Source organism: Marinomonas sp. UCMA 3892, from assembly GCF_012726345.1.
GTDB lineage: Bacteria > Pseudomonadota > Gammaproteobacteria > Pseudomonadales > Marinomonadaceae > Marinomonas.
In genome coordinates, this window is the sequence record NZ_PTXN01000004.1 from 154935 (window position 1) to 180744 (window position 25810).

The following is a 25810-nucleotide window of genomic DNA, read 5'->3' on the forward strand; positions in this document are numbered from 1 at the left end:
GAATTGGGGCAATAATATGTTGTATGACCGCATTTTTGCGGGCGCATTATTGGTACTGTCCGGGCTTATTGCCTGGACAGCTTTCCATTTCGATGTCCCGTTTCAATATGAACCATTAGGGCCAAAAGCCTTTCCTATTATCTTATCAATTGTTTTAGCCGCATGTTGTGTTTGGATGATAGTAAAACCCGATAAAAACTCTTGGCATCCGACCAAAGAGATTCTAACCAAGATAGTCATAGGTCTGGTGATAATGGTGTTGTACGCCGCCCTATTTGAAGAAGCGGGCTTCATTATTGCCACAACCATAGTGGGTGCTATTTTTAGCTGGTTATTTGGTGAAAAGCCTCTTAAAGCCTTCTTGTATGCCCTCGCCCTAAGCTTAATTAGCTATTTCTTATTAGCCGATTTAATGGAGCTTAATGTCCCAACTGGCCTACTTCTCGGAGACTTATAATGGACGTTTTACATTATTTATCGATTGGCTTCTCTGTTGCACTAACGCCTCTTAACTTAGGGTTAGTTTTAGCAGGATGCTTTATCGGCACCTTAATTGGTTCACTACCCGGTATTGGTCCAATCAATGGCGTGGCTATTTTATTGCCATTAGCTTATTCCGTTGGCTTACCACCGGAGTCCGCCTTAATTTTATTGGCAGGTGTTTATTACGGCGCAGAATATGGCGGCCGAATTTCCAGTATTTTGCTCAACGTCCCAGGTGACGCTGGCGCAATAATGACCACTTTAGATGGCTATCCTATGGCCAAACGTGGCGAAGGCGGCAGAGCGCTTGCCTTATCGGCCGTATCGTCCTTCTTTGGTAGTATGGGGGCTTTATTGTTAATGGTGATTTTTGCGCCATTACTTAGCAAATTAGCAATCCAATTTGGCCCTTCTGAATACGTTTGGTTGATGATTTTCGCCTTCACCTGCTTAGCAACTATGGTGGGTAAACGCCCAATAAAAACCGTCGTTGGCGTGGTAATTGGTCTATTATTCGCGACGGTTGGTATTGACTCAGGTACTGGTATTTTGCGTTTCACCATGGGCATTCCAAATTTATTCGACGGCGTGGATTTTCTGGTTGTTGTAATCGGAATGTTTGCCATCAGTGAAGTACTCATCCTGCTAGAAAGCTGGGCACGCAATGACTTGAAACTCACACCAGTAGGCAAAAGCTTCATTAGTTTCTCAGACATCATGGCGGTGAAATGGGTGATTTTGCGCTCTACGCTATCTGGTTTCTTGATCGGGGTGTTACCAGGAACTGGCGCTTCGATTGCCAGTGCCGTTGCCTACGGTACTGAAAAACGTTTCGCAGAAGGAAAAGACGATCATTTTGGCGATGGCGATATTCGCGGTCTTGCTGCACCAGAAGCTGCAAACAATGCATCAGCAGCAGGCTCGATGGTGCCTATGTTGACATTAGGGATTCCAGGCAGCGGCACGACAGCCATCCTATTGGGTGCACTATTAATGTTTAACATCACACCTGGTCCGCTATTGTTTGAACAACAACCTAATATTGCTTGGGGTCTAATCGCTTCTATGTTCATTGGTAATATTGCCTTGTTAGTAATGAACTTACCGCTGATTGGCTTATTTGTTCGACTACTCTCTATCAAACAGTCTTACCTCGTGCCTATCATTGTGATGCTGACATTCGTCGGAATCTACTCCATTCATGGCGACACGTTTGACCTGTTCTTCATGATTGTATTAGGTGTTTTTGCCTTCATCTTACGCAAATTAGGCTTCTCTCTTGCACCGGTTATTTTGGGCTTGGTATTAGGAGAAGTGTTAGAAGAGAACTTACGTCGAGCACTGTCTATCAGTGGCGGTGATTGGTCTATCTTACTAAATGGCACCATGACTTATGTCTTAGCTTTCGCAACTGTTGCGGCGCTTACAGCACCGAGAATACTAAAAGCACTGAAAAAATAAACGTCATACACGAAATCGCTTATATAAAAAGCCTTCATGGTCAATCTAACCATGAAGGCTTTTTTGTTTTATAACGCACAGTTATATAAAACTTGGGTTACTCAAGTTCACGAGCATTGATAAAAGCCCGCTCCGACACTTCATGCCATGCTCTGACTTTTCCGTTGAACTCTTTGAACGAGTTGTAAACTTTTTGGCTCATTGGATCCGCGGCAGCCACTTCATCTAATGTTTCAGCTGCGGCTTTTTTCAATGCTACCAATACTTCTTTTGGAAATGGTTTCAAAACCACGTGATGCTCATTTACTAAGGTTTCTAACGCGGCGTTGTTACGCGCGGTAAATTCATCCAACATATCAGCATTCACCTGACGAGTTGCTGCTCGAACAATCAGCTGAAGATCGTTTGGCAAAGCTTCAAACGCTTCTTTGTTGTAGATCGCTTCCATGGTTGAACCCGGCTCATGCCAACCTGGGTAGTAGTAGAATTTGGCAGCTTTGTACAAACCAAATGCTAGGTCATTGTATGGACCAACCCATTCTGTCGCATCAATGGTGCCGGTTTGCAGTGCAGTGAAGATATCACTACCTGGCAAGTTAACAGGCGTACCACCGACCTTTTTCAACACTTCACCACCTAAGCCAGGAAGACGCATTTTTAGGCCTTGGAAGTCAGCAAGGGAGTTAATCTCTTTATTGAACCAGCCTCCCATCTGAACCCCAGTATTGCCTGCTGCCATCGGGATAAGGTTAAAAGGTGCATAAGTCTCTTCCCACAATTTCAGGCCGCCACCATAGTGCAGCCATGAGTTCATTTCTTGTGCGGTAAAGCCAAAAGGAACAGCCGAGAAAAACTGTGCAGCTGGAGCCTTACCTTTCCAGTAAAAAGCACCACCATGACCCACTTGAGCGGTACCACGAGATACCGCATCAAACACTTCCAACGCGGGTACTAGCTCGCCTGCAGCATACACTTTTACCACTAAGCGCCCATTAGACATTGCGGTAATATTTTCCGCTAAATGTTCTGCCGCTGTGCCTAAACCGGGGAAATTTTTCGGCCAAGTAGTGACCATTTTCCAATGAATGACATCCGCCGCTTTCTCAACCTTTGCCGTTGCTTTCTCTTCTGATCCACCACAAGCCACCAAGCTCGCCGCCGTCAAACTAACTAATGCCAGTTTGCCCCACATTTTTATTGTTCTCATTGATTATCCCTAAAAGACTGAATGACTTTATTTTTATAAAAGCTTTGCTTGAAGTTACTCACAAAGCGAAGACGAGTTGATTAACCACTCTATAGCCATAAATTATGCGCTAAGTATTTTTGATAGTATTAATTGCAATATCAAGGCTCAAGACTTTTTGGGTTTTATTTTTAAATAGTATTTATTAGTCGAACAATTAACGTCCTATAAGCAAATAAACTTAAAACTTCAGGCTAGTCAGCGCATCTGTCGCTTCCCACTCGGTTAATGCACCAAAACCGAACCTAAGGTAACCATTCTGTTTATGATTAAAGAAATATGAATTTAAAGCTAAATCTGTAAGATCCAACTGTGATGAGTCCCCTAAATTCAGCCAAAAAGCTAAGCCTCCAGCAGGAACATGGAAACTAACCCTGTCACCAAACAGCCGATTTAGCTCAGTAATACAGTGATCACGACGGGCTTTATAAAGTTTTTTACATTTCCTAATATGGCGCTTTACTTCACCTGATTCTAATAATTCTGCCAAGGCAAGCTCTGTTAACGTATTACCTTGTCTATCAATCATTAAAATCTCCTGCACGGCTTGTTTTATTAATTCAGGATTCGCCACTAAATACCCAACTCTAAGCCCTGGGGCAAATACTTTAGATAACGAACCTATATGCAGCACCCGTTCGGCACCAGGCAAACTCGCTAATGGCGGTATAGGCCGGCTGTCAAAATGAAATTCATGATCATAATCATCTTCCACAATGTAAAAGCCGTAACGAATTGATAGCTGCAGTAATAATAAACGCCGCTCCATCACCATAGTGACGGTAGTAGGATAATGATGATGAGGGGTCGTAAAAATAGCCGCTACTTTGTGATTAGCCAATAATTTTTCTAGATGTAAAACATCAAGGCCTTTACTGTCAGTTCTGCAGCGTAATATAGTAAAACCTGCCGCTTCAAAAGCAGCCAACGCAGGAGCGTAAGTAAGCTCCTCAAATATCATTACACCATCAGATGGCTTAATAATACGGGATGCCAAGTAAATGGCCATCTGACTACCTCGAACGGTACAAATATTAGCAGTCGTCAAATGCAGGTAACGCTCCTGAACAAGCATTCTCTGTAAGGCGCTACGTAATTCTATCGTTCCCTGAGCATCCCCATAACCCAAATATTGCTTACGACTGGCTGCAATTAATGCCCTTCGATACGCCCTCGCTAATAACTCATAGGGAATAAGGCGAGCATCTGGAATGCCGTCATTATCTACGTTTGTACAACTGTCCAAACTTAACGAAGTAGGAACAGCCTCAATGTCTACCGTAGCAGTACGTGTCACTAAATGTTGATACTGTTCTGATAAATGTTGCTCCGGCAATCGTGCTGAAACAAAGGTTCCGCGTTTTGCTTCAGCCACCAGCCAGCCTTGTGCAATTAGTTCGTCATACGCCACTTGAACCGTCTTACGATTTAATCCCAATATAGCCGCTAATGATCGCGAGCCAGGTAAAAGAGCACCAGACTCTAGCCGCCCATTTAAAATATCCTCTATAAGTCTATTGACCAACCGAGCATGAGTCGTATCACCAACACTATTCTCTAACCACAACTGCGTTTGCCATGGACGTAGCATAACCCTTCCTCTATCTGGACCATTGCTAATTATAAATCTGGATGTTATCTCTGGTCCAGATTAGTTTTATTCTGCCTACTCAAGCATGAACTAGGAGTTAAAACACGATGAAAACCGCACACCTAGATAAACAACAACTGATGGCTAATGCGCAACAACAAATGGATCGATTGGTAAATGAAGGTCAATTTAGCGACAGGCAAAAGCTGGCCTTAACTTGTCGTATTTTATATGAGCACGGTCATGATGCAGGTTTAGCAGGACAGGTCACTGCCCGTACTGAATCCGGCAATACATTTATCACACAACAATTCGGACTAGGATTCGATGAGATCACCGCTGACAATTTGCTGGAAGTAAATCAGGATTTGGAACCTATTGATCAACAAGCAATGCCAAACCCCGCCAATAGATTCCACACCTGGATTTACCAACAACACCCTGAAGTGAATTGCATTATTCACACTCACCCAACTCATGTAGCAGCACTGTCTATGCTCAAAGTTCCGCTGATGGTTGCACAAATGGATACCTGCAGTTTATTTGATGACTGCGCCTTTTTAAGTGATTGGCCAGGAGTTCCTGTTGGTAATGAAGAAGGCATCATTATTTCTAATGCTCTGGGTAAAAAAAGAGCCGTTTTGTTGGCCCATCATGGTCAGCTAGTTGTAGGTAAAACCATTGAAGAAGCCTGTAATCTCGCATTGATGATTGAGCGCGCAGCACGATTACAACTACTAGCAATGGCAGCTGGACAGATTCAGCCTTTACCAACTGAATTAGCAAAAGAAGCCCATGACTGGCTAACGACTGACCGCCGTAGCAAGGTCAACTTTGCGTATTACGCCAGAAAAGCACTGAAGTCCCACCCTGAATCCATCTAAGGAGATGAAAATGAAACTAACAGGCATTATCGCGTACCCAATTACCCCTTTTACTGTAGATACTAATCAACCCGATTTAGAGAAACTGGGACAAAGTTTAGAACTACTGTTACAACATGGCTGTGATGCTATAGCTCCTCTAGGGAGCACTGGTGAAAGCGCATATTTAAGCCTTTCCGAATGGAAAGAAGTCGCAGAACATTCAGTCAAAATTGTAGCGAACCGAGTGCCAGTGATTATTGGTATTTCAGAGCTAACAACAGAGCAAGCTATTAATAAAGCGCGTTTTGCAGCTCAGATTGGTGCCGATGCTATTATGGTGATACCTGTGTCGTACTGGAAACTCACAGACGAGGAAATCTTCAGTTATTATGAGGCTATTGCGGCAACAGTGCCCTTACCAATTATGATTTACAATAATCCGGCTACCAGTGGTGTAGATATGTCGCCTGAATTAATCGTCAAAATGTTTAAGGAAATTCCTAACATCACCATGGTAAAAGAAAGTACTGGTGATATTCAGCGAATGCACAAAATACATCAATTATCAGCTGGCGAGTTACCTTTCTACAATGGTAGTAATCCGTTAGCTTTAGAAGCCTTATGCGCAGGAGCTAGTGGTTGGTGTACTGCCGCCCCAAATTTATTGGAGACATTACCAAAAGAGCTTTATACCTTAATTAAAGCGAATGATCTTCAATCTGCGAAAGACTGTTTTTACCGTCAATTACCTGTACTAAGCTTTATTGTTGCTGGCGGATTGCCTAAAACAATTAAAGCAGGCTTGGCGTTAAAAGGCCTTCAAGTCGGCGAGCCTCGTAAACCTCTGACGGCTGCTAATGAGAAAGATAAAGCTACATTAGCAAAATTACTAAGTATTTAATTTCATACATAAAAAAAAGCTCCGTTATCAAAAATAACGGAGCTTTTAACTGTGCTAATCGACTATCAAGCAAAAACGCTTAGAAGCTTAATCGTCTGCGCGTGCATTAATATAAGCGCGCTCAGAAATATCATGCCACTCACTCACAGGTGCTAAAAAGCTCTTGAAAGAATCATAGACTTTTTGGCTCTCAGGATCATTCGCAGCCACTTCTTCTAGAGTCTCTGTAGACGCTTTCTTAAGTGCTTCCAACAAGTCTCGAGGGAAAGGCTTAAGAATCACATGATGCTCATTTACCAAGGTTTGCAGCGCAGCATTATTAAGCGCAGTAAACTCGTTGATCATGTCTAAGTTAGCTTGTTGAACCGCAGAGCGCACAATGGCTTTTAAGTCTTTTGGCAAAGCTTCAAAAGCGTCTTTATTAAAGATAGCTTCAACAGCAGAACCTGGCTCATGCCAGCCTGGATAATAGTAATATTTCGCCGCTTTATACAAACCAAACGCAAGATCATTATAAGGCCCAACCCATTCTGTAGCATCGATTGTCCCAGTTTGAAGCGCGGTGAAAACTTCGCTAGCAGGTAAAGTAATAGGCGATGCACCGACTTTTTTCAGTACCTCTCCACCTAACCCTGGCATACGCATTTTCAAGCCTTGGAAATCGGCTAACGAATTAATCTCTTTATTAAACCAACCGCCCATTTGCACGCCAGCATTACCAGCTACCATAGGAATTAAGTTAAACGGAGCGTAGATTTCTTCCCACAGCTGTAAACCACCGCCATAGGCAATCCAAGAGTTAAATTCTTGCGCGTTAAAACCAAAAGGAACCGTAGAGAAAAACTGCGCTGCTGGCACTTTTCCTTTCCAGTAATACGCAGTGCCGTGGCCCATTTGCGCTGTGCCACGAGATACCGCATCAAATACCTCTAATGCTGGAACAAGTTCACCTGCGGCATAGACTTTAATATCCAAACGGCCGTTAGACATTTCTTTGATATTATCTGCCAGCGCTTGTGCACCTGTGCCCATTCCAGGAGTATTTTTCGGCCAAGTTGTTACCATTTTCCAATGAATGACATCAACTTTTTGTTCTACCTTTGCGGTTTCTTTTTCTTCAGATCCACCACAGGCAACCAAAGTAGCTGTTATTACACCGACCAGTGCCACTTTTGCCCATATTCTTATTTTGCTCATTCACTTTATCCATTAAGAGACGAATTACATTTATAACTAGCGCTTTGCCCGATACGCTTTATCCAATAAATCGATCAAAACCAACGTGATAAATTAAGCCCTGTTACCAACAGATAGCAGGGCTTAATAGTGGCGCTAGTTCTTTATTCCATTAATAACAAACTAATTAATCTGTAGCGCGAGCATTGATAAATGCGCGCTCAGAAATATCATGCCACTCACTAACAGACGTTAAGAAACCAGTGAAGGAGTCATAGACTTTTTGGCTCATTGGATCGTTAGCAGCCACTTCTTTTAGTGTTTCATCAGAAGCTATACGCAAAGCTTCCAAAAGGTCTTTCGGGAACTTTTTCAAAATAACATGATGCTCATCGACCAAAGTCTTCAAGGCAGCGTTGTTACGAGCTGTTAGTTCACTCAACATATTCAAGTTAGCTTGTTGTGCAGCTGAACGAACAATCTCTTGTAGGTCTTCTGGTAATGCATTGAAAGCGTCTTTGTTAATAAGCGCCTCAACTGCAGAACCTGGCTCTTGCCAACCAGGGTAATAGTAATATTTCGCTGCTTTGTACAAGCCAAACGCTAGGTCATTGTATGGACCTACCCATTCAGTGGCATCGATAGTGCCAGTTTGAAGAGCAGTAAACATTTCACTGCCAGGAAGGTTAACCGTCACAGCACCAACTTTCTTCAGTACTTCACCACCAAGACCTGGCATACGCATTTTTAAGCCTTGGAAATCAGCTAAAGAGTTAATCTCTTTATTGAACCAACCACCCATTTGTGCGCCGGTGTTACCAGCAGCCATCGGAATGATATTAAACGGTGCGTAAACTTCTTCCCACAGTTGTAAACCGCCACCATAAGTAATCCAAGAGTTAAACTCTTGCGCCGTCATACCAAAAGGCACAGACGAGAAAAACTGTACCGCTGGCGCTTTGCCTTTCCAATAATACGCAGAGCTGTGACCCATTTCTGCAGTACCACGAGATACAGCATCAAACACTTCCAACGCAGGAACAAGCTCGCCTGCGGCATAAACTTTAATATCCAAACGACCGTTAGACATTTTAGTAATATTTTTCGCTAGCTCTTCAGCACTCGTGCCCAAGCCAGGAAAGTTTTTGGGCCAAGTCGTGACCATTTTCCAATGAATTGTTTCTACTTTCTTTTCTACTTTTGCCGTTTCTTCCGCTTTCTCTGATCCGCCACAAGCGACCAAAGACAAAGCAAACAAACCAGCAAACGCCAATTTGCCCAATACCATTAAATTACGCATTATTTTCCCTCAGAGAGCCAGTTACTTGATTACTATGAAACCCATGGTCTCAATAGAATCTATCTGTGATATGAAAATAGGGGCTATTAAAACATCGGTTAAATGCCACCTATTTCTGTATTTTTATAATAAATCAGACAGAAAATTGCCCTTAAAATGCATAAAACATTAAAAGGGCAAAAGATGATAAGAATTGTAGGAATCTTGCTCAACTCTTTTTTACAATTTCTCGCGACTAATTCACTTAACAGAGAAATTAGGCGTATAACTCCATGACATACGCTGACCACTTTCAGCAGACTGCTCCGCCAAACAGATCAAGTAAATCAACTGACAAGCCTGCTCCATCGCAACCGGAGCCTCACCTTTACCCAGAATCGCATCGCGTAATTGCGCATAGAAAGCTGCATAATCGCCTTGTGTTGCAGCCTCTTGAATGCTTTCAATATCATCTTGAGAATGCGCGACAAAACGAGTGATTTTTTGCTGGGCGGCTTTCGAAGGAAACTCATCCTGCCATGGCATTTGCCCAGCTCGCAGCGCTTCTTCTTGAGGATCTAAACCCACACATTGCCAGCTGCCTTTAGTAAATCTTGCATTAAAGCGGCGCATGTCACCTGCTTCAAATGGCGTCGACGCTAAACGCACGCGTTTGTCATCATAGCCCAACTCCACTTCAAACCAATCATGCGTTTGGCTACCGTCGCGTAACTTATCGATACTTGCATGCAACCACTTCGGCGGCCCAAATAAACTCAATGCCTGATCCAGAATATGCGGCCCTAAATCCCAAAAAATCCCCGTACCAACACCCGGCTCTTCACGCCAGCGCGCTTGCGTTGTTGGACGAAAACGGTCAAAACGAGAATCTAAGTGCTTCAACTCACCCAACTCAGCGCTTTCAATTAACGCTTTGAGACGCAAAAAGTCGCCATCAAAACGACGATTCTGATAAACACAAAACACCAAGCCTTTTTGCTGCGCCAAGGCACACAACGCCTCTATCTGAGATAAACGAGTGACAGAGGGCTTTTCCAACAAAACATGCTTACCGTTTTCCAACGCCAGCTTTGCCTGATCAAAATGCAACGCGTTCGGCGTCGTGATCACCACTAAATCCACATCCGGCGCCGCAAACACAGATTCAGCAGACGACACCACCGACACATCAGGCAGAACCGCCCTCACCTCATCCGCCTTCGAACTGCAAACATACGCCATCGTCATGCCAGGATCATTCATCACAAAAGGCGCATGAAACACCCGCCCAGACAAACCAAAACCAATCAAACCAACACGAATCGCCATGTCCCACTCCTTTTCAACTAAATCATTACAGCTCTAAACAGTTTACAGCCAATTTAAAAAAATTGCCGCAATTAAAAACATTTACTAGATTACAATTGGACAAACGAGAGAAATGGGAAAAAGCAGAACAATGGAATCTACTAAGAAAAACACTAAAGAATGGCAGCAAACACTCGATGCTTTAGAGTCAGTCGCCAAAGGCAAGGTTCTCGACGCGAACGAAGTACACAAATGGCTAAACAGCTGGGGAACAGACAATGAACTTAAAGCCCCAACATTCAAAAAAGACGATGAGATTTAGGGCAACTATACAAAGGTAAGCTGAGTCTTATTCCTGCTGACGCACTAACCCGCTTTGCTGCAGGCTAAGCAGTTTAATTTAAAGGACGCTGGTCTTATTCCTGCTGACGCGCTGAGCTTGCGAAGCAGGCGCAAAGGAATAAGACTCAACGTCCTTTTATCAAAAAGTTAAAGCACTTCCAATTTAGCAAACGACAACACCAGCCATTTGGTGCCTTCATCGTCAAAGTTAACCTGTACCCGAGCTTGTGGGCCTTGACCTTCGTAGTTGATCACTAAGCCTTCACCAAACACGGGATGATTAACTCGATCACCCATGTTCACGGTAACTTCTGGCGCTTTGTAATTGTTCAACACGCTACTGTTCTGCAGTTTGTTCTTTTCAAAGTTGTAATCAGGACGCTGCAAAGACACAGGACGGCTTACTTGTGAGCGAAGACGCACTTCTTCCAAGCATTCCGGTGGCAACTCTTTAATAAAGCGTGATGGGCTATTAAATGACTCGCTACCAAACAAACGACGAGACTCAGCGTATGTGATGTAAAGCTTCTCCATTGCTCGAGTAATGCCCACGTAGCAAAGACGACGTTCTTCAGCGAGTCGACCCGGCTCTTCGAAAGACATCTTGCTGGGGAAAATATTCTCTTCCACGCCCGTTAGGAACACCAATGGAAACTCTAGACCTTTTGCTGAGTGCAATGTCATCAACTGCACGGCGTCTTGGTATTCGTCAGCTTGCGCATCGCCCGCATCCAACACGGCTTTGTCCAAGAATGCCATCAGCGGGGAACTAAACTCTTCGTCTTCATCGCTCCAACTAAAACCACCAGCCGCACCAACTAGCTCTTTTAAGTTTTCGATGCGAGCTTCGCCCTTCTCGCCTTTCTCTTTTTCATGGAAAGGGATCAAGCCAGCTTCTTCGATAATCTGCTCAAAAATATCGTTCAGGTTCAAATCAGGCTGCTGCACCGTGGTACTTAAACCTTCAATTAGATGCAAAAACGCTTTAATCGCATTAGTCGCACGGCCAGGCATCAAAGACTGACGCACCACTTCTTGCGCGGCTTGCCACATAGAGCAGCCATTATCGCGGGCGATCTCACGCAAGGTTCCAATGCTGCGCTCACCAATACCACGAGGAGGCACGTTGATAACCCGCTCCATAGCGCCATCGTCATTTGGATCCAACGCCAAACGTGCATAAGCCAAGGCATTTTTGATTTCAAGGCGGTCGTAGAATCTGTGTCCACCATAAATTCGATAAGCAATCTGTTCCCTAACTAAGCATTCCTCAATAACCCGCGACTGAGCATTGGAACGATACAGAATCGCCATATCTGTCAAAGAGGTTCCCTTGTCGCGCCATTGTTTGATGATGCCAATGATAAAACGCGCTTCGTCTTGTTCATTGAAGCCTGCGTATAGCGAGATTGGATCGCCTTCGCCACTGTCGGTCCAAAGCTCTTTACCTAGGCGATCGTCATTATGTTTGATCAAGCCATTGGCTGCTTTCAGGATATGACCGGTTGAACGGTAGTTTTGCTCCAAGCGAATGGTGCTAACGTCTTTAAAATCTTTGGTGAAGTTTTGGATGTTTTCAATTTTTGCGCCACGCCAACCGTAAATCGATTGGTCATCATCGCCTACAGCAGTAATCGTACCTTGGCTGCCTACCATGATACGCAACCAAGCGTATTGGATGGTGTTGGTATCTTGGAACTCGTCCACCAGCACATGGCGAAAGCGCTCTTGATAATGGCGTAACAAGGCTGGTGTGCTAAGCATTAGCTCATGAGCGCGCAATAGCAATTCACCGAAATCTAATAATCCGCCACGTTCACAGGCTTCTTCGTAATGGTAATACAACTCGCGCATGCCTTTGGAGAAAGGATCATGACTATCTGGTACATGAGCTGCTCGTCGTCCTTCGTCTTTTTGCGCGTTTATAAACCAAGACACTTGCTTCGGCGGCCAGCGAGTATCATCGATATTCAATTCGCGCATGATACGTTTGATTAATCTCAATTGGTCGTCGCTGTCCATGATCTGGAAGTTTTCTTTTAGTCCAGCATCACGCCAATGGGCACGTAAAAGCCTATGCGCTAAACCATGGAAGGTGCCAACCCACATGCCTTGCGGCGGAACTCCCACCAGCTGTTCGATACGGCCTTGCATCTCGCGAGCGGCTTTATTGGTAAAGGTTACCGCCATCAGGCTATAGGGAGATAACTCGTAAGCGTGCATTAACCATGCGATCCGGTGCACTAGGACTCGGGTTTTTCCTGACCCAGCGCCAGCCAAAACAAGGCTATTCTGCAAAGGCGCTGCGACGGCTTCACGCTGCTTGTCATTCAGTGAGTCAAGGATAAAAGAAACGTCCATTACATTCCGCCATAATAATTAATAAATTTGTCACAAAAAACGCGTAAAAATAGGTTGATTTTCAATCTATTTGGGTTTTTTATTAGCTTGAAATAAGTTATCTGTCTATTTTGACTTTTTTTAACTGTCGATGACAGTGATCAATGCACTTCAATGTCGTCGAACGTCCAAAAGGGTATAACGATGAGCGATTTTGCTGAAACACTAACTGAAGTAAAAACCGACATAATGCACGCTTCCATTAGTTTGGATAATGAAACAAAAGAACGGAATCAAAAGGAAGATGCAGCACGTATGTTAAAAGCCAGACGTGCAATTGAACAGCATTTAGAAGAAAAACGTTTGCACCATGATATCTCTAACGGTTGGGACGATTAATTTCCCTACTCATTAGTTGATACTTAAAGTGAACTAAATACGACCTAGCTATCTTGCTAGGTCAATGTCTTTTTTCACTCAAAAACCCCTCTCTCAGCAACCGACGTGTTGTGACCTCACTCTATCAGCTTAAAAAAGCGGCCTTTTTTATGACAAACAACAGCATTTTATACAGTTAATTCTTACCCTTTTTCGCCAACTTATAGCGGTTACTCACATGTTGGAGTAACATACGGTCTGATTTTTATATCTTCTAATCCATAATAAAAAAAGCAAATAACCCTCTTGGGGGAGTTACCATGTTTGAACATATCCAAGCTGCTCCGGCAGATCCAATTCTTGGCCTGAATGACGCTTACAAAAATGATCAAAATCCGAATAAAATTAATTTGGGCGTTGGCGTTTACAAAGATGAACAAGGCAATACGCCTATCTTAAAATCAGTCAAACAAGCAGAAGAACGTTTGTTGGCTCAAGAAAAAACCAAAAGCTACCTAAGTATCGAAGGCGCACCCGCTTATCGATCTGCCGTGCAAACGCTTTTATTTGGTAAAGAACACAATATTATTACCAAACAGCTTGCTCAAACAGCCCATACCCCTGGCGGCACAGGCGCATTACGCGTCGCAGCAGAATTCATTAAAAAGCACTTACCCGAAGCGACAATTTGGGTCAGTAATCCAACTTGGGCTAATCATCAATCGGTCTTTCAATCCGTTGGGTTAGAAGTTGGCAGCTATGCTTACTACGATGCTGATAATAAATCTCTAGACTTTGAAGCCATGCTTGCAAGCTTGTCTCAAGTCCCTGAAGGCGATGTAGTGTTGTTTCATGGCTGCTGCCACAACCCAACTGGTATAGATCCAACACCAGAACAGTGGTACCAATTGGCTAAGCTATGTAGCAAACAAGGCTTCTTGCCATTGTTTGACTTTGCTTATCAAGGCTTTGGCCAAGGCTTAACGGAAGATGCTCAAGGCTTACGTACTTTCTTAGAGCACGTTCCTGAAATGCTGATTGCTAGTTCTTTCTCCAAGAACTTTGGTCTGTACAACGAACGTGTTGGCACACTGACTATTTTGTGTGAAACCGCCGAACAAGCGGAAACAGCGTTCACACAAATCAAACGCTGCATTCGCACCAACTACTCAAATCCGCCTTCTCATGGTTCTGCAGTTGTGGCCGAGATTCTGAATGATCCAGAGCTATTTGCTCTGTGGGAAAGCGAAGTCAAAGCAATGCGTACTCGTATCCATGAAATGCGTAGCTTGTTTGTGAATACGCTACGAATCAAAGGCGTTAGCCAAGATTTTTCGTTTATTTCACATCAGCAAGGCATGTTCTCTTTTTCTGGTCTAACACCAGATCAAGTTGCTCAGTTGCGTAAAGAGTACGGCATTTATATTGTTGGCTCAGGACGCATCAGTGTTGCTGGTATGACTCATGAAAATATGGGCCCACTTTGTGATGCTATTGCCGCGATTTTAAAAGGCTAAGCTAACATTTAGTCGCTACAGCACAATTCAAAAAAACGGCTTCAATTTTCATATTGAAGCCGTTTTTTTATGTCGGTTGTTTTTGTTTGTTGTTTTACAGCTAAAGAGACTGTTACCTTATGGGTCCGCTTTTTTATATGTACAGAAGTCATCTATGACCGCCACACTGATTTACTGCTACGACCCAATGTGCAGTTGGTGTTGGGGATTTCGTCCTACTTGGACCAAGTTACAAAAAGCTTTGCAAGATTTGATCGATGCCGATCAACTCATCATTCAGCCTATGCTGGGCGGTCTTGCCGTTGATTCCGATGTGGCTATGCCAAATGAGATGAAAGCTAAGCTGGAAGGCACTTGGCAGAATATTCAAGCATCATTAGGAACCAATTTTAATTTTGATTTCTGGAAAACAGCTGCTCCACGACGCTCGACTTACCCAGCATGCAGAGCCTGTTATGTCGCCAGAGACACGGGATTAGAGGAAGAGATGTATCACGCCATACAAGAGGCGTATTACCTGCAAGCCAAAAACCCTTCGGATCTAAATACTCTCGTCGAATGCGCTGAGCAAATAGGCATGAATGCAGACGGTTTTCAGAAAACCATGCAGCACGTTAAAAATGAGCGTTTATTGGAAGAAGAAATAGAGCAAGCTCGACATCTTGGCTTAAATTCATTCCCTTCTTTAGCCTTGCTTATAGGCGATAAACTCACGCCTATTCCACTAGACTACAAAGACCATTCAAGCATGTTAAATGCCATAAAAAAGGCGCTGTCTTAGCGCCTTCGTCACTTAAATCACATCAGTCCTATAAATCAACGAACTAAAATATAACTCTTCACTGTGCGTGCTATCGCAGCGGCTGAAACAACATATAACAAAGGTAAAGCGAGCTTATAATCGTTACCATCTACAAACACCATAATGCATGCAATAACTAGCAGGCTCAGCGTAAATAGGTGCACATAGGCACACAAACCAAACTTCCATTTTGCTGTGATCATCACACCACCAACACCTAAAACCACACCCAATGCGCCACCAACTAAAACATCCATTGGCCAATGCACACCAATCAACACTCGACTCAAGGCAACCAATACCGCCAACAGGATAAACGTCGCTTTAGCATAAGCATTTTGAACGTAGCAGAAACACACACTTGCTAATAAAAATGCCGTTAAACTATGGCCTGAAGGAAAACTACGTGCTTTATAGGCTCTACCCAAAAGATTAAAGGTTTCAGGATCAAGCACTGCCGGTGGACGCGGCATCGCAAAATAATCCTTAAGCAAGTTAACTACGATGGCACCAAGTAATGTGGTGAATAGAACTGTCCAATGAAAACGAATATTGCGGCAAGAAAATAACAACACTAAGGCCAACAAAAATACGCCATCTCCAAATACCGTCATATTTTCCAATAAGAAAGAAGGTATGTAGGTGCTAAAGCTATTTATTTCCATAAAGCCAAAGTGATAACCACCAAGAACATTACCAATCATGGCAGTACTTGCTAATACAACGGCAACCAAAAGCAAAATTTGAATACTAGATTGAGGAACTGTCATGCTGCTTGCTCTAGCTTGATCTAGCAGCGATTTATAATTGGTCGACATTTTAATTAAGTGACAACGCATAAAACCCTCATTTCTTTTGGCAAAAAGAGATATAACTTCGATGGTCACATTTTATGCACATTGAGTGAAAAATAAGTGAAATATGAATTAGAGATATGTAGCGAAAGGAATGTTTATCTTTTTTTTTGTGATTTTGTGTAAGGTTAACAAACAAAAGGTAAAAGAAGGATTGATGATCATGATGAAATCCCCGTTAATAGGCGAATAATCACGAGTTATTTTTCCATCTAGTTTTTCTTCTCTAGATTTTCCTTAATCTAGGAACAACAAGGTCGACAGGAACACATATCCCACATGAAGCGCAACCACACTATTTTGTCCCGATTAACTTCGGGGCTATGTTCTTTCTTCAGACAGGGTTTTAGAACAAAACCTAGTACTTCAAGCTTTGTTATTTTGCTAACGCTACTAAATACAGTGCTATATAACTGGCCTTTGTTTTCTTTTTCGATAAAAAATCTAGATGGCTTTACGCTGAATAGCTTGCAAACTCTTATGACCGTTTTTGCCGCTATTTATCTAGTCACCACTCTTGTGCTTTATGTTTTGTTTATTTTATCTAGACGCTTAGGTAAAGCTGTGTGTGTGGTGTTTGCACTTGCAAACTCATTGGCAGTGTATTTCGTGGTGACCTATAACGTCATCTTAGATAGAACCATGATAGGCAATATTTTTAACACCCAATATTCAGAATCTGGACAATTTTTAAGCCCAAAGCTGGCCATTTATTTTATTCTGCTTGGCGTCTTACCAGCTTGGTTAATCATTCGTGCATCGGTTCAAAAAACCTCAAGAATACGATTATTCGCGCATCTTATTATCACCGTCATAGTCACGTCTACTTGGATTTGGCAGTCACAAAGTCATTGGCTATGGATTGATGATCATGCCAAACAATTAGGTGGCCGAATCATGCCATGGTCTTACGTAGGGAATACGATTCGCTATCAAAACCAGTTAGCGAAAGAAAATGTGGTACAAACGCTATTACCAGATGCGACTTTTGGCTCAAATGAAAAAACCGTTGTAGTGTTAGTTATTGGTGAGTCAGCACGAGCGGAGAATTTTTCCCTATACGGCTATGACAAACCAACCAATCCTTTGCTAACCGCATCAGAAAATGTCATTACCTTAAAAAATGCGACCTCTTGTGCCACTTACACTACCGAATCGGTGAAATGCATTCTTTCACACAATAACCCAAGTGGTAGTTTCTCTGAGCAGTTCGAACCTTTGCCAAGTTACCTGCAAAGACAAGGCATTGACGTTTTTTGGCGCACCAAAAACTGGGGAGAGCCGCTAATTAAAGTAGCTAGCTATTTAAGTTCAGGGGATTTGAAAAAGAACTGTGAAGGCAGTGAATGCGACTATGATGGCGTGTTATTAAGCCATCTAGCCGAGCAAATTCAGGCATCGGATAAACAAAAAGTCTTTGTGGTTCTGCATCAAACAGGTAGTCATGGACCATCTTATTACAGTAAATATCCGAAGGAGTTTGAGGTTTTTAAACCTATTTGTCGTTCGGTCGAGCTTAGTAACTGCACGCAAGAGGAGCTAATTAACGCCTACGATAATACCATCTTATATAACGATCATTTCTTAGATCAGTTACGCAAAACTTTAGAAGGATTGAAAGACACCTCCAGCGCTTATCTTTATGTATCTGACCATGGAGAATCACTTGGCGAAGGTGGTATTTATTTACATGGAACACCTTATTCAATTGCACCTGAGCAACAATTTAAAGTGCCATTCTTTGTGTGGATGTCGCCATCTTTTATTGATCAGAAGCATATCTCTATCGATAAACTAAGAGCACGAGAACAAAGCACCCAAGCGAATATTTTCCATAGCGTCATGGGCGCCTTTGATATGAACAGCGAAATCTATAATAAAGACCTAGATATGTTCAGGGCCGCGCGCCAACAATAGCCATAGACAAGCGAACAAACAATAAAAGCCAGTAAACCTGGCCTTTATTGTTTTTATCATTTTCTAGAAAAAATGACTCTTTTTGGGCTCTAACCAAAGTCGTGATTAATTAAATCCAACATCGGGTTATAAAGTGGTTCGGTTGTGGCATTACGAGACTTTTTAGCTTCCTTCTCAGGCTGCGCTAAATCGCTTTCTATCGCTTCGACAAGCTCTTCTGTCTGCTTGTTTTCTTCCACTGGCTCAAGAGTCTCTACAGCTTGTTCTTCTATCTTTTCAATGACTGGTTCTACAGGATCAGTAACCAGCTCAACCTCATCAACGACTAAATGCTCCGCTAAGGCTTTTGCCAATGGTTCCACATCGTCCAAGGTGACATTCACCGCCAGCCAATTATTGGCATCGGCTTCATGACTAACCAAGGCTCCGGGCACAATCGCGTGACGGAAACTGGCTAGCAATGCAGTCATACTGGCAACATCTAATGGTTTTGATAAACGCATCCAAAGTGACATGCCACCTTTGCTGGCAGCAAAACTAACATGCTCGCCGAGACGCGTTTCCAGATGCGCTTTAACACGCTCAGAATTCGCCCAAACCTCTCTCGCACGTTTCATTAATGAGCGCTTACTATTTGGCTGTAACGCATCACTCAAGGCCATTTGTTGTGCATCGCTTAACGCCATATCAGCGCCTAAAAAAGCGCCCTCCAATAAAGATTGATGCTTACCAGGCAAACACCAGCTTGCAGAGCGATCTACGCCTTTTGATTCCACGCCGCCGATATAAACAATCTGATCAGAAGAATCCAGTGACTTGTAAGTCATCATAGACCCAGCGCGATACGCCAAATGTGAGCACAAATCCCACTCAATCACTGGCAGCTTGGTTTCTTCAATAATGGCTAACCAGCGACGCAAGCTTAAATTACTCACCAACTGGCCAGCTGGAAACGAGAACTGCCCCGGCAATATAATCAGACGAATGGATTTATCTCGTAAACAACGAATCGCTAAATCTAAATCGACGCCGCGTTCACCTGCTGTCAAGGCAATTACTTGTCGTCCTAAGCTTTGCAATGTAGTAGTAATCCGAGGATCACAAGGCGTTAACACCAATACGCTATCACCACGTTGAGTCAGTGTTTGTACGGTTTGAGTGAAGATTGCTAAAGGAGAACGCCCTAACCAAAGATGTGATGCATGAGCTTTAATACCAAGCCCTTTTAAATGCTCACTAACGGCTTCACGAGCCGCCAAATGGCCTTTGCCCAATACAGGCAGATGGACTTCTTCCTGACGCACTGCTGGACTTAAAAAAGTATCGCTTTGATCAACCAAAGCCGCTCGATGCGCAAGACACGACCAAGCAGGCTTAGTACCGTCTTTGGCGAGTTCACGTAATTCGTCACCAGCCAATAGCAACGCAGGTTTTGTCTCACTACGATGACAAACAAAGTAACCAGATTTAGGCCGAGACTCGATCCAACCGTCTTCACTCAATAATTCATAACCATGTATGACTGTGTTTAAGCTCAGACCCAATTGTTTCGATAAAGCTCGTAAGGACGGCATTTTATCACCGGGCACTATGGCCTCTTGTGACATCTGATCCAAGAACCAATCCACCACACCTTTATATAAAAAATCCGCCACCGTTTTGTACCTTTTCTAGTTTGTCATCTAGTATCTGTTATCAATCATTATAGTTGTCTTAAAAAAACGCAAGTAAAAGCCCAATAATTCCCGATTTTAGTGGGAGTTAAGGTACAATTTCTCTTATTTCAGGCTGATTCAAACGCAGAGTATTCATGGCTTTCGACCCGTTATTGCTTCGTCCCCTTTTTCCTATTTTGGCGCAATCAGCCTACGATCATCCATTAACCTACTTGGATAATGCCGCCACGACACAAAAACCGTTACCCGTGTTGGATGCCATTCAGGACTATTACCGAAGCTTTAACGCCAATGTTCATCGTGGCGCGCACTTCCTTAGCGACCGAGCAACCAACCGTTTTGAGCAAGCCCGAGATACGGTCGCAAACTTTATCAATGCGCCAGAACAAAGCCATGTGATTTGGACAAAAGGCGCGACAGAAGCCATCAATACGGTCGCTTTTGGTTTAGAGCATCTGCTCGAAAAAGGCGATGAAATTCTCATCACCAGTTTAGAGCACCACGCCAATCTTGTACCCTGGCAGCAATTGGCCTTTCGCACTGGCGCTCGGCTTAGAGTTTTACCCTTAACCTCTAATGGGGAATGGGAGCCCGAATTCAATCGCTATTTTACCGATCGCACACGTATTTTTGCGGCGACGCAGATTTCCAATGCCATCGGCGTAAGCACACCACTGCAAACCATGCTCGATCACGCCAAGCAACAAGGCGCTTTTACCCTTGTTGATGGCGCTCAAGCCGTGGCGCACTATCCTATTGATGTGCAAGCATTAGACTGTGACTTCTATGTCTTCTCTGGCCACAAAATGTATGGCCCAACTGGCATTGGTGTTTTATATGGCAAAAACCACGCTTTAGAGGTTCTGCTGCCATACCAAACGGGCGGAGAAATGGTGCGTCATGTTTCGTATCAAGCCACAGAGTTCAATGTTTTACCGTATCGCTTGGAAGCAGGAACGCCACATATCGAAGGCGTTATTGGCTTGGCTGCAGCTTGTGATTTTCTTAACTCTCAGGATCGCTTGGCGTTGTTAGCTTGGGAACAATCCCTAGCTACACATGTTTATACGAGATTGCATAAAGAAGGCGGTATCGAGATTTATTCGCCTGAGAAAAACACCACGTTAGTATCCCTAAGTGTACCCAATATTCATATTTTGGATTTGAATGCTTACCTAGATAGCCAAGGTGTAGCGGTTCGAGCTGGTAGCCACTGTGCCCATCCATTAATGGCACAACTTGGTGTTGCCGGAACCTTGCGTGCCTCTTTCGCCTGTTACAACACCATGGAAGAGGCCAATCGCTTCTGCGATGTTCTTCTAGAAGCCATAGACCTATTAAATGACGAGTAACAAGCAATGACAGACTCTTTAGGACAACAAAAGCCAGTAAACATAAAAGCCCTGCTGCAAGCTTGCCGAAACAAAGAAGAAACTTTTAAGACATTAGTGGCACTCAGCAAAACCTTACCGCGACTGTCCGTTGAAGAAAAAACCGAAGAAAACAAAATAAAAGGTTGTGAAAGCGCCGTTTGGCTCATCATGGAAGAAAACAATGGCACACGCCACTTCAAAGCCGACAGCGACGCCAAACTTATGCGCGGCGTACTGGTCGCCATCTTGAGCTTGGTAGAAGGAAAAACCCAAACAGATATCCAACAAATGGACCTAAAGGCAGAGCTGGCCGAGCTTAACTTATCAAGCTATCTAACCAGCTCGAGAACCAATGGTGTGTTGGCGATTTTGGATAAAATAAACAAGGCATAACATTTCTTTTGCTTCAAAATGCCTGCCACTTAGCTTTTATTTACAAATATCAATGACAATCCAAAGCCAATAAATATTCCACCTGTTAATCGATGAAAAAGTCGGTTAATGTTCTCTCTCGCTAGATACTGACTAATTGATGTAGTTGCTAATGCATAAAGACCCAAGCCAACCATAGAACAACAGGCAAATGTCCCAGCTAATAAACAAAATTGCGGCAGGACGGCTTGATTCAAGTCGATAAACTGAGGGAATACGGCAGTGTAGAATGCAATGGCTTTAGGATTACTCATACCAACCACATAAGCTTCAGTAAAAAGCTTTTTACCTGTAGTTAAAGGTTTAGAATCCTTTTGTAGAGCAGGCTTTGTATATCGAGTATTCCAAGCTTTAACTCCAAGGTACATTAGATATAAACCACCCAAGACTTTAATCAGGCTAAACAGTAAATCAGAAGCAAGAATAATGGCTCCCAACCCTGCAGCCGATAAACTGGCAAGGGTCATTACAGCCGCAACGTTGCCTGCAATCCCCTTCATGGATTGCCAAACACCAAAATTAGCGGAGTTCTTTATAGCGAGCAACACCGCTGGACCGGGGGAAAAAGTCGCTACCAAGCAGATCAGCAAAAACAACCAATAATCCATCTTCATTCTCCCTACTGATATCTGAATTAAAATTTTTCGTTATCTATTTGTTTTAGATTATTAATCTTAGGTTTCCCTAAAATTTTCAATAACACATTACGGCATGATCTTAATATTGGATACAAAATAGCAGCGACCTTTTTGGAGCTAAACAGCCAATAATTCAAGCGGTTAAACACGCCAGATCGGCCGCTAGTGCATTGATAGATCCCCTTCCTATTACATTTGTAGCAACCAGATAATTAGTGATAGTAACTCTTCTTATTTCTGCATAACAACACAATCGTTATTAAACTCTCGCATTGTTTTAGCGACTTTTTGAATGCTCTGAGTAAAACTATATAAGGACTTATGTTGTCGAGCGTTTGTTGGATACGCCAGTCCATAAGGATAATAAATCGCAGGCTCAAAAGGACGAATTACTACACCATTTCCTTCCCACACTCGTGCCGCAAAAGGCTCTAAAACCGCCACAGCTAAACCAGCCGCAATCATGGCATAGCCAGTATGTGATGTGTCTATCATGATACGCTGTTTAATCTGTGATTTTACGGAGTTTAATACTCCACCTAACTCGCTCCAATAAACAGGCGAACTGTCGACCACAGTAAGTACGGTTTCACCGATCAAATCTTGCGCGCAAATCACTTCTTTTTTAGCTAACGGATGATTAGACCTTGCTGCAAAGACAAATCGAGCATTACCAATAAACTCTCGCTCGATGCCGATTAATTGAGGCAATTCCAACCCTATTGCTAAATCAACTGAGTTGGTTTGTAGTTTCATCACCAGCTCAGCCATGCTGTCGGTATGAATGGTCACGCGTTCCTCTGGAAAGAACTTTTTATGTTCCTGCAAAGCAAGCGGTAATAGAGAGGTCGCAATAGCCGACGTACTGGCTATTTTTAACTCACTTGGTGTTCTTGTCCGAATTTTTGACGCTACCGATTCGAGCTTTTCTAGCCCTAAAAAACTTTCTTCTACGGAACGAAAAAACTCAGCAGCTTCATGAGTTGGATGCAGTCGTCCTTTACGGCGGTCGAACAAAGAAAAACCTAGCGAATGCTCAAGATCACTGAGTAAACGACTCACAGCAGGCTGAGAGACATGCATTTCGGCCGCTGCAGCCGCTGTTGTTCCTCGCAGCATGATGTAACGAAACGCCTCTACTTGCCTGAATTTCATACAGCCTCCCCCTTATTCAATAATATTTGATTATCAAGCATACGATAATATAAGTGGAAGTCATCGTATTAAATAAACATTATGAAAGTAGGTAAAGAATAAGAACTTAAAAAAATAGCTTAGATAGTTTGCCAAACACTCACTTAAACAGGTTGTGATTAGACAAAAAGAGCCTGGAGCAAATGCATCTTGATAGTAAGGATTATTTAGTGACAGACATCTCATCCGCTCCAATACTGACCGTCGAAAATTTATCGGTGGAATTCGGTCAATCTCGCGTTATTGATGATCTTAATTTTTCTGTCATGGCTGGCCGAACACTCGCCATCGTTGGAGAGTCTGGATCTGGGAAGTCTGTTACGTCTCAATCTATTATGCGCTTAGCTGAAAGTACCGGCGCTAGCTACCCAACTGGTCGCATACTCTTCTCCACTGAAAAAGGCGAAGTGGATCTGCTCTCGCTTTCGCAAAAAGAAATGCGCTCAATCCGTGGTAAAGACATTGCGATGATTTTTCAAGAACCAATGACCTCTTTAAATCCAGTTTTCACTATTGGCGATCAAATTTCAGAATCTCTGTCTTTGCACAAAAAAGTCACCAAAGACGAAGCCATTGAAGAAAGTATCAGGTTATTAAAAATGGTTCGTCTCCCTGACGCCGAAGATATGCTTAAACGTTACCCTCATCAACTATCTGGCGGTATGCGCCAACGAGTTATGATCGCCATGGCGTTAGCTTGCCGTCCAAAAGTGTTGATTGCCGACGAGCCGACAACAGCACTTGATGTCACCATTCAAGCGCAAATCTTAACCATCCTTAATGACTTGCAAAAAGAGCTCGACATGGCGGTGATTTTTATCACTCATGATATGGGTGTCGTTGCCGAAATAGCGGACGACGTTGTCGTCATGTGGAAAGGTAAAAAAGTTGAGCAAGGCGCAGTGAAAGAGCTGTTTGCCAACCCTCATCATCCTTATACCAAAGCCTTATTATCCGCGGTTCCAAAGCTAGGCAGTATGGCTGGCGAAGACTTTCCAAAACGCTTTCCAATTACCGTGATGGATGGCGAAAATCCACGCGTAATAGGTGAAGAAAAAATACAGGATACCGCTCGATATAATGACGGACCTCTGTTATCGGTACGAGATCTAGTCACTCGCTTTGATAGCAAGAAAGGCTTTTTTGGCGGCGTTACGCATCGTGTACATGCCGTAGAAAAAGTCAGCTTTGATATTTTTCGTGGCGAAACACTCGCTCTTGTCGGCGAGTCAGGTTCAGGCAAGTCAACAATAGGCCGAACCATTCAACAACTGCAAAAAGCCACCAGCGGTGATATTAGCTTTGAAGGCAATCCATTTGCCACAATGAGTAAAGCTGATAAGCAGCGTTTACGTCAGGAAATTCAATACATTTTCCAAGACCCGCTAGCGTCTCTTGATCCACGAAAAACCATTGGCTTCTCTATTGCTGAACCTATTAAAACCCACGACTTAATTCGCGGTGAAAAGAACATTCAGAAAAGAGTCCATGAGCTATTAGAGCGAGTTGGATTAACCGCCGAACACGCAAAACGCTATCCTCATCAGTTTTCAGGAGGTCAACGTCAGCGTATCTGTATTGCTCGAGCACTTGCCTCAAACCCTAAACTGATCATTGCTGATGAGGCGTTATCTGCTCTTGATGTATCTATCCAAGCACAGATCATCAACCTCTTTATGGAGCTACAAGAAGAACACGGCATCGCGTATTTGTTTATCAGTCACGATATGGCAGTAGTCGAAAAAATGAGCCATCGTGTCGCTGTACTGTATCTGGGACAAGTCGCTGAATTAGGCTCTCGCCAGCAAATTCTTGAAACTCCATCTCATCCCTACACACAACGTTTACTCAGCGCTGTGCCTATTGCTGACCCAACCATTAAGCGTGATTTAGGTCGCTTAAGTGGCGAAATTCCAAGCCCTGTTAGACGTGTAGGAGACGAGCCTCGCATCCTACCACACAAAGAAATCGCGCCAGGACATTTTGTGGCTGACGCTTCATAAAAATAACAATTTATCCAACTATCACAAAAGAAC

Annotated in this window: 22 protein-coding genes; 12 read left to right on the forward strand and 10 right to left on the reverse strand. The window is 43.3% G+C overall.

Annotated features, from left to right (window positions below; translation table 11 throughout):
• Positions 1-16 precede the first annotated feature (16 nt).
• The gene (locus tag B6N13_RS07285) at positions 17-457 is read left to right on the forward strand and encodes a tripartite tricarboxylate transporter TctB family protein (RefSeq protein WP_012072094.1); all 441 of its coding nucleotides are present in this window, start codon (positions 17-19) and stop codon (positions 455-457) included.
• On the forward strand, positions 457-1944 hold the full coding sequence (locus tag B6N13_RS07290; RefSeq protein WP_012072095.1) for a tripartite tricarboxylate transporter permease: 1488 nt from the start codon (positions 457-459) through the stop codon (positions 1942-1944). Before B6N13_RS07285 ends, B6N13_RS07290 begins: the two co-directional genes overlap by 1 nt.
• A 97-nt stretch (positions 1945-2041) precedes the next feature.
• Here B6N13_RS07290 and B6N13_RS07295 read toward each other — a convergent pair whose 3' ends face one another.
• Together B6N13_RS07295 and B6N13_RS07300 are read right to left on the reverse strand one after the other, a co-directional pair.
• A complete protein-coding gene (locus B6N13_RS07295; protein WP_012072096.1) occupies positions 2042-3151 on the reverse strand; it encodes a TRAP transporter substrate-binding protein in 1110 nt (369 codons plus the stop codon).
• 220 nt (positions 3152-3371) lie between these two features.
• Complete coding sequence (locus B6N13_RS07300; RefSeq protein ID WP_169458974.1) at positions 3372-4781, reverse strand: PLP-dependent aminotransferase family protein; 1410 nt, start codon at positions 4779-4781, stop codon at positions 3372-3374.
• A gap of 107 nt (positions 4782-4888) precedes the next feature.
• Between B6N13_RS07300 and B6N13_RS07305 the strand changes: the two genes are divergently transcribed.
• A complete protein-coding gene (locus B6N13_RS07305; RefSeq protein ID WP_012072098.1) occupies positions 4889-5665 on the forward strand; it encodes an aldolase in 777 nt (258 codons plus the stop codon).
• A 10-nt stretch (positions 5666-5675) separates the two neighbouring features.
• Positions 5676-6548 carry a dihydrodipicolinate synthase family protein gene (locus tag B6N13_RS07310; RefSeq protein ID WP_012072099.1) on the forward strand — a complete coding sequence of 291 codons (873 nt, stop codon included), beginning with the start codon at positions 5676-5678 and terminating at the stop codon, positions 6546-6548.
• Positions 6549-6635: 87 nt separating this feature from the next.
• Here B6N13_RS07310 and B6N13_RS07315 read toward each other — a convergent pair whose 3' ends face one another.
• From B6N13_RS07315 to B6N13_RS07325, 3 genes are all read right to left on the reverse strand, one after another.
• Positions 6636-7745: a TRAP transporter substrate-binding protein gene (locus tag B6N13_RS07315; RefSeq protein WP_012072100.1), complete on the reverse strand. Its 1110-nt coding sequence runs from the start codon at positions 7743-7745 to the stop codon at positions 6636-6638.
• 166 nt (positions 7746-7911) lie between these two features.
• Positions 7912-9024, reverse strand: a complete 1113-nt coding sequence (locus B6N13_RS07320; RefSeq protein ID WP_012072101.1) for a TRAP transporter substrate-binding protein — start codon at positions 9022-9024, stop codon at positions 7912-7914.
• 240 nt (positions 9025-9264) lie between these two features.
• Positions 9265-10332 carry an oxidoreductase gene (locus tag B6N13_RS07325; protein ID WP_169458975.1) on the reverse strand — a complete coding sequence of 356 codons (1068 nt, stop codon included), beginning with the start codon at positions 10330-10332 and terminating at the stop codon, positions 9265-9267.
• 112 nt (positions 10333-10444) lie between these two features.
• Between B6N13_RS07325 and B6N13_RS07330 the strand changes: the two genes are divergently transcribed.
• Positions 10445-10633 carry a hypothetical protein gene (locus tag B6N13_RS07330; RefSeq protein WP_169458976.1) on the forward strand — a complete coding sequence of 63 codons (189 nt, stop codon included), beginning with the start codon at positions 10445-10447 and terminating at the stop codon, positions 10631-10633.
• 167 nt (positions 10634-10800) lie between these two features.
• Here the strand turns inward: B6N13_RS07330 and uvrD are convergent, their stop codons facing one another.
• On the reverse strand, positions 10801-13014 hold the full coding sequence (gene uvrD / locus B6N13_RS07335; protein WP_169458977.1) for a DNA helicase II: 2214 nt from the start codon (positions 13012-13014) through the stop codon (positions 10801-10803).
• A 183-nt stretch (positions 13015-13197) separates the two neighbouring features.
• Here uvrD and B6N13_RS07340 point away from each other — a divergent pair, with 183 nt between their 5' ends.
• From B6N13_RS07340 to B6N13_RS07350, 3 genes are all read left to right on the forward strand, one after another.
• Entirely contained in the window at positions 13198-13392 is a 195-nt protein-coding gene (locus tag B6N13_RS07340) for a hypothetical protein (protein ID WP_048814171.1), read from the forward strand.
• Positions 13393-13691: 299 nt separating this feature from the next.
• Entirely contained in the window at positions 13692-14888 is a 1197-nt protein-coding gene (locus tag B6N13_RS07345; protein ID WP_169458978.1) for an amino acid aminotransferase, read from the forward strand.
• 154 nt (positions 14889-15042) lie between these two features.
• A complete protein-coding gene (locus B6N13_RS07350) occupies positions 15043-15669 on the forward strand; it encodes a DsbA family protein (protein WP_012072106.1) in 627 nt (208 codons plus the stop codon).
• Positions 15670-15704: 35 nt separating this feature from the next.
• Here the strand turns inward: B6N13_RS07350 and B6N13_RS07355 are convergent, their stop codons facing one another.
• Entirely contained in the window at positions 15705-16529 is an 825-nt protein-coding gene (locus B6N13_RS07355; RefSeq protein WP_012072107.1) for a phosphatase PAP2 family protein, read from the reverse strand.
• 294 nt (positions 16530-16823) lie between these two features.
• On the opposite strand from B6N13_RS07355, the gene eptA reads away from it, so the two are divergent.
• Positions 16824-18461, forward strand: coding sequence for a phosphoethanolamine--lipid A transferase EptA (gene eptA, locus B6N13_RS07360; protein WP_169458979.1), 1638 nt, complete (start codon positions 16824-16826; stop codon positions 18459-18461).
• 89 nt (positions 18462-18550) lie between these two features.
• On the opposite strand, the gene B6N13_RS07365 is transcribed toward eptA, so the two are convergent.
• Positions 18551-20116 (reverse strand): GntR family transcriptional regulator, encoded by a 1566-nt coding sequence (locus B6N13_RS07365; protein WP_169458980.1) that lies wholly within the window; start codon positions 20114-20116, stop codon positions 18551-18553.
• A 155-nt stretch (positions 20117-20271) separates the two neighbouring features.
• Between B6N13_RS07365 and B6N13_RS07370 the strand changes: the two genes are divergently transcribed.
• Complete coding sequence (locus B6N13_RS07370; RefSeq protein WP_169458981.1) at positions 20272-21489, forward strand: cysteine desulfurase; 1218 nt, start codon at positions 20272-20274, stop codon at positions 21487-21489.
• 6 nt (positions 21490-21495) lie between these two features.
• Positions 21496-21903 (forward strand): SufE family protein, encoded by a 408-nt coding sequence (locus tag B6N13_RS07375; protein ID WP_169458982.1) that lies wholly within the window; start codon positions 21496-21498, stop codon positions 21901-21903.
• Positions 21904-21932: 29 nt separating this feature from the next.
• On the opposite strand, the gene B6N13_RS07380 is transcribed toward B6N13_RS07375, so the two are convergent.
• On the reverse strand, positions 21933-22550 hold the full coding sequence (locus B6N13_RS07380; RefSeq protein WP_169458983.1) for a LysE family translocator: 618 nt from the start codon (positions 22548-22550) through the stop codon (positions 21933-21935).
• 261 nt (positions 22551-22811) lie between these two features.
• Complete coding sequence (locus tag B6N13_RS07385; RefSeq protein WP_012072113.1) at positions 22812-23735, reverse strand: LysR family transcriptional regulator; 924 nt, start codon at positions 23733-23735, stop codon at positions 22812-22814.
• Between the two features lie 209 nt (positions 23736-23944).
• Between B6N13_RS07385 and B6N13_RS07390 the strand changes: the two genes are divergently transcribed.
• The gene (locus B6N13_RS07390) at positions 23945-25777 is read left to right on the forward strand and encodes an ABC transporter ATP-binding protein (protein WP_348981526.1); all 1833 of its coding nucleotides are present in this window, start codon (positions 23945-23947) and stop codon (positions 25775-25777) included.
• The last annotated feature ends 33 nt before the right edge of the window (positions 25778-25810 follow it).

What these genes read in the sequence shown, in the direction of transcription:
- B6N13_RS07350 (WP_012072106.1), top strand. Translation starts at nt 15,043, where the DNA reads ATGACCGCCACACTGATTTACTGCTACGACCCAATGTGCAGTTGGTGT.
- B6N13_RS07285 (WP_012072094.1), top strand. Translation starts at nt 17, where the DNA reads ATGTTGTATGACCGCATTTTTGCGGGCGCATTATTGGTACTGTCCGGG.
- B6N13_RS07310 (WP_012072099.1), top strand. Translation starts at nt 5,676, where the DNA reads ATGAAACTAACAGGCATTATCGCGTACCCAATTACCCCTTTTACTGTA.
- B6N13_RS07315 (WP_012072100.1), bottom strand. Translation starts at nt 7,745, where the DNA reads ATGAGCAAAATAAGAATATGGGCAAAAGTGGCACTGGTCGGTGTAATA.
- B6N13_RS07305 (WP_012072098.1), top strand. Translation starts at nt 4,889, where the DNA reads ATGAAAACCGCACACCTAGATAAACAACAACTGATGGCTAATGCGCAA.
- B6N13_RS07370 (WP_169458981.1), top strand. Translation starts at nt 20,272, where the DNA reads ATGGCTTTCGACCCGTTATTGCTTCGTCCCCTTTTTCCTATTTTGGCG.
- B6N13_RS07295 (WP_012072096.1), bottom strand. Translation starts at nt 3,151, where the DNA reads ATGAGAACAATAAAAATGTGGGGCAAACTGGCATTAGTTAGTTTGACG.
- B6N13_RS07355 (WP_012072107.1), bottom strand. Translation starts at nt 16,529, where the DNA reads ATGCGTTGTCACTTAATTAAAATGTCGACCAATTATAAATCGCTGCTA.
- uvrD (WP_169458977.1), bottom strand. Translation starts at nt 13,014, where the DNA reads ATGGACGTTTCTTTTATCCTTGACTCACTGAATGACAAGCAGCGTGAA.
- B6N13_RS07380 (WP_169458983.1), bottom strand. Translation starts at nt 22,550, where the DNA reads ATGGATTATTGGTTGTTTTTGCTGATCTGCTTGGTAGCGACTTTTTCC.
- B6N13_RS07340 (WP_048814171.1), top strand. Translation starts at nt 13,198, where the DNA reads ATGAGCGATTTTGCTGAAACACTAACTGAAGTAAAAACCGACATAATG.
- B6N13_RS07345 (WP_169458978.1), top strand. Translation starts at nt 13,692, where the DNA reads ATGTTTGAACATATCCAAGCTGCTCCGGCAGATCCAATTCTTGGCCTG.
- B6N13_RS07325 (WP_169458975.1), bottom strand. Translation starts at nt 10,332, where the DNA reads ATGGCGATTCGTGTTGGTTTGATTGGTTTTGGTTTGTCTGGGCGGGTG.
- eptA (WP_169458979.1), top strand. Translation starts at nt 16,824, where the DNA reads ATGAAGCGCAACCACACTATTTTGTCCCGATTAACTTCGGGGCTATGT.
- B6N13_RS07385 (WP_012072113.1), bottom strand. Translation starts at nt 23,735, where the DNA reads ATGAAATTCAGGCAAGTAGAGGCGTTTCGTTACATCATGCTGCGAGGA.
- B6N13_RS07320 (WP_012072101.1), bottom strand. Translation starts at nt 9,024, where the DNA reads ATGCGTAATTTAATGGTATTGGGCAAATTGGCGTTTGCTGGTTTGTTT.
- B6N13_RS07375 (WP_169458982.1), top strand. Translation starts at nt 21,496, where the DNA reads ATGACAGACTCTTTAGGACAACAAAAGCCAGTAAACATAAAAGCCCTG.
- B6N13_RS07290 (WP_012072095.1), top strand. Translation starts at nt 457, where the DNA reads ATGGACGTTTTACATTATTTATCGATTGGCTTCTCTGTTGCACTAACG.
- B6N13_RS07300 (WP_169458974.1), bottom strand. Translation starts at nt 4,781, where the DNA reads ATGCTACGTCCATGGCAAACGCAGTTGTGGTTAGAGAATAGTGTTGGT.
- B6N13_RS07330 (WP_169458976.1), top strand. Translation starts at nt 10,445, where the DNA reads ATGGGAAAAAGCAGAACAATGGAATCTACTAAGAAAAACACTAAAGAA.